Origin of the sequence: Streptococcus sp. HMSC072D03, assembly GCF_001812855.1 — a bacterium.
Lineage (GTDB): Bacteria > Bacillota > Bacilli > Lactobacillales > Streptococcaceae > Streptococcus > Streptococcus salivarius_D.
Genome location: NZ_KV810701.1, coordinates 1 through 4,291, shown reverse-complemented (window position 1 = coordinate 4,291; position 4,291 = coordinate 1). Strand labels below are relative to the sequence as shown.

2 protein-coding genes are annotated in these 4,291 nt (G+C 40.8%); both read right to left on the bottom strand.

All coding sequences use genetic code 11. The features are described from left to right. Window positions 1-2,474: GBS Bsp-like repeat-containing protein (locus HMPREF2877_RS09960; protein WP_256262944.1), on the bottom strand; the 2,474-nt coding region annotated here is incomplete at its 3' end. 272 nt (window positions 2,475-2,746) lie between these two features. Then, the coding region (gene lpdA / locus HMPREF2877_RS09955) for a dihydrolipoyl dehydrogenase (protein ID WP_070579820.1) at window positions 2,747-4,291 on the bottom strand (1,545 nt) is incomplete at its 5' end.

Genomic DNA, 4,291 nt, shown 5'->3' with positions numbered 1-4,291 from the left:
GTTGGAACCAAGACTTCTTTGAAGCCACGTGGGGCAACCAAGTTTGAGATAACAACATCGTAGCTACCAGTAGCATTGTTGAGACCAGTGATAGCAAGGTCGGCTTTAGGTTCTGACAAAGTAACATTTGTTTGTGTGCCTCCCACACCGATTTGTGAACCATCGTTTTGGATATAGTAAAGATGAACATTATAAATACCTGTAGAGTATTTATGGTTAGCCACTTGGACAGTAACCTTATAATTGCCATCTGTTTGACGTGTGGCTTCATACCAGCGAATATCATCTTGGCCATCAACCTCAGACCAGATTGGAACCTGAACTGTACGCACACCCTTAGGACTATAGACATCACTGATGACTACATCAAAAGTTCCTGAATCTTTATTATTTGTAATAGAAATAACACCTGTAGGTTTAGATGGATCATTTCGTTCTACAAAAGCTTTTTGAACAAAGCGTTTTTGACCTCTAGCATCAATGTAAAATACTTGCGCTTCATATCTGCCATTAGCATTCTCATGATCACTAGCTTTCACCGTTACAGTGTAAGAGCCATCTGCTTGTCTGGTCGGTGTATACCATTTGATATCACTCATTCCATTCGCATGTGACCAAAATGGAATTTTAACCTCTTTATAGCCTTCTAAACCTTTGAGATTTTTGGCAATTATTGTAAATGTTCCATTGTTCTCATTTTTAGATATACTCAAGTTGGCAGATACTGGAACCGTCGGTTGGCCATGAGAATAGTCAGAAAAAGCTTTTTGAACAAAACGTTTTTGACCTTTAGCATCAATGTAAAATACTTGCGCTTCATATCTGCCATTAGCATTCTCATGATCACTAGCTTTCACCGTTACAGTGTAAGAGCCATCTGCTTGTCTGGTCGGTGTATACCATTTGATATCACTCATTCCATTCGCATGTGACCAAAATGGAATTTTAACCTCTTTATAGCCTTCTAAACCTTTGAGATTTTTGGCAATTATTGTAAATGTTCCATTGTTCTCATTTTTAGATATACTCAAGTTGGCAGATACTGATATTTCCGGCTTCTTACCAATAAAAACTTGAGTTGTTGTTCCACCAACACCAGTTAATTGGCCATCTTTTTGAACATAATAAAGGTGAACATTATAAAGGCCTGTTGAGTTTTTATGAGCTGAAGCTTTAACGTTTACTGTGTAAGTTCCATTATTTTGACGGTTAGCCGTATACCAGATAATGTCATCTTGGCCATTAATTTCTGACCAAATTGGAACAGAAACTGTTTGAACACCATTTGGTGCTTTGACATTAGAGATGACAACATCAAAGCTACCAAGAGTTGGATTGTTATTAACAATAGAAATAGTCCCACTCAAATCGCCTTGAGTTGGATCTGCTTCGACACTGGCATTAGCAGTAAATCGTCCTGTATAGTCCACGCTTTGGTCAAAGACATGTTTACCTGGCAAGAGATTAGCTGTAGCTGAAAATTGCCATGCACCAGTTTTGGCATTATAGCGCATGTTTTTAGCGCTCGTTGCTGTAAGACTTGACGATGGGTACTGGGCAACCCAGAAATTCTCAATACCAAATTGAGAGGTTGAGACAGGTCCACGGTAGCCTAGATTGTTCTCATCCAACCAGCTGGCACTTGTGTAGAACATCAAGTTGTTGTAACCATGCTTACGCATTTCGTTAACCCAAGCTTGAGTGTTACGGTTGATATTTGGAAGCATATTAGAGTCTTCGAAATCATTAACCATAACGGTGCTCTTTGGAAGGTTCAGTTTTTGTGCAGCTTGGATGTAGAAACGAGCTTCTGCACGTGCTTCTTCCTCAGTTGTGTATCGTGAAAAATGATAGGTTGATACTTGAAGACCAGCAATTTGAGCATTGCGAACTTGTGAGGGTGCTTTAGGGTTGTTGTACCAAGTGTCCTCAGTCAACTTGACAACGACACCACCCACACCTTGGCGTGCAAGAGCACGATAGTCATCTACACTGATATCACCATTATGGCTGCTGACATCGATAAAAGTCTTTGGTTGTACCTTAAGCGTTTGCGAAGGAACATCCGTGGAATTCGTCAATTTAGCAGGTGTTGCTACAGCACTGTTTGACGTCTCCGAACTTGTCGCACTTGTAGAAGCTGTTGCACTTTCTGAACTTACAACTGAAGACGTTACTGAAGTTGATGCCGTTGCAGCCTCGGAACTTTGTGAAGCAGGAGACATAGATACCGCTGGAGCACTAGCTTTTGCCACTTCACTCGTAGCTGCGGGTGCTGAAACAGTTGATTTAGGAGTTACAGGTAAGGCTGCTTCTCCACCAAAAATTTCAGCCGCTGTCGCAGATTGATACTGATTTTCCTCAGTAACAGAAGGAGTTTTGGTCGTCGCCACTTCATCAGCTTGAGCAACCTGAGTTGTGACAGCCAAAAGAACAGCCGCACTGGCATAGTAGATAAAATCTTTCGTTCGCATTTAACTTTCCTTTTGCATTTTTAATATGTCAACCATTTTACCATAGAAAAACTCTAATGGAAAGCTTATTGTTAAAAATTTCTAAATAAAATAAAAATATTATAAAACCTTAAGTACTTATGAACTTACTATTCGTACAACATGAAAACCTTTTAACTATATATTTGAATTACTCTTTGAAAAGCAGGGAAAGAATTATGCTATATCACTAAAGATGAAAATGTGTGACAAAAGAAAAATTCCCGAACTTCCGTCCGAGAATTTTATCAACTTTATTTACGTTTTGGTGGGTTATGGATAGCTTCTCCAAGTACGTCAGCAAAGGCTTCATACATGTTTTCAGAGAAGGTTGGGTGACCGTGGATAGATTGCAAGAGTTCATCGACAGTCAATTCATTTTCCATAATTGTTGACGCTTCGTTAATCAATTCAGCTGCGGCTGGACCGATAATGTGAACACCAAGGATTTCATGGTACTTCGCATCTGCAACGACTTTAACAAAACCTTGAGCTTCATTTGAAGCGATGGCACGTCCGTTACCAGCAAAGCTTGATTTACCAATGAGAACATCACCGTATTTAGCGCGTGCATCTTCTTCAGTAAGACCACACATTGCGACTTCTGGGTGAGTGTAGACAGCTGCTGGTGTGTAGTCAAGGTGAGCCTTACGGACATTGCCACGCATAGCATTTTCAGCTGCAACTTCACCCATACGGTAAGCAGCGTGAGCAAGCATCTTAGTTCCGTTAACATCACCCGGTGCGTAGATTCCTGGGATTGATGTTTCTTGATAAGCATTAACTTTGATACGACCACGGTCAAGTTCAAGGTTAAGATTTTCAAGACCATCCAATTGTGGGACACGACCGATTGAAAGAAGGGCACGATCCGCTACAATCTCTTCACCATTATTAAGTTTAAGGGTCAATTGGTTGTTAGCTTCTACAATCTCAGAAACCCCAACAGATGTCATGATCTTCATACCCTTTTTAGCAAGGATTTTTTGAAGTTCAAGTGATACTTCTTTATCCATAGCAGGAATAATGCGGTCAGCCATCTCAACAACAGTCACTTCTACACCGTATGAGGCATAAACAAGACCAAGCTCGATACCAACGACACCACCACCCATAACTGCAAGTGATTTAGGCAATTCACGCAAGTCAAGGATATCATCTGATGTCATCACAAGTTGTGACTCAATTCCAGGGATATTGATACGAGACACTTTTGATCCAGTCGCAAGGATAATATTACGTCCCTTGATTGTTTCTGAACCAATAGTAACTGTCTTATCTGGATTAACTTGACCAAGACCATTGAAAATAGTGACCTTGTTAGCCTTCAAAAGCCCTTGAACACCACCAGTAAGTGTCTTAACGACAGAGTTCTTAAAGTCAACTGTCTTATCCATATCGATAGTGTAGTTTGTTGACGCTAGGTTGATACCACGACCTGCAGCAATCTTAAGTCCATCAAGGATTTCTGCATTTTTAAGGTAGGTCTTAGTTGGGATACATCCTTTATTCAAACATGTTCCACCAAATTCAGATTTTTCAACGATAGCAACCTTACCACCAAGTTGCGCACCACGAATGGCAGAATAGTAACCAGCAGGACCACCACCGACAACGATAATATCGTACTCATTGTCAACAAGCGGTGCTTTTTCTGCAGTAGCTGCTGGAGCAGCTTGGGCAGGAGCTTTAGGAACTTCAAGACCAGCTGATTCCAACTGAACAGTTGCTTCTGCAACAGGTGCGCTAGCAGCGTTATCAGCCACAACTTCACCTTCTGCTCCAATATAACCAATAAC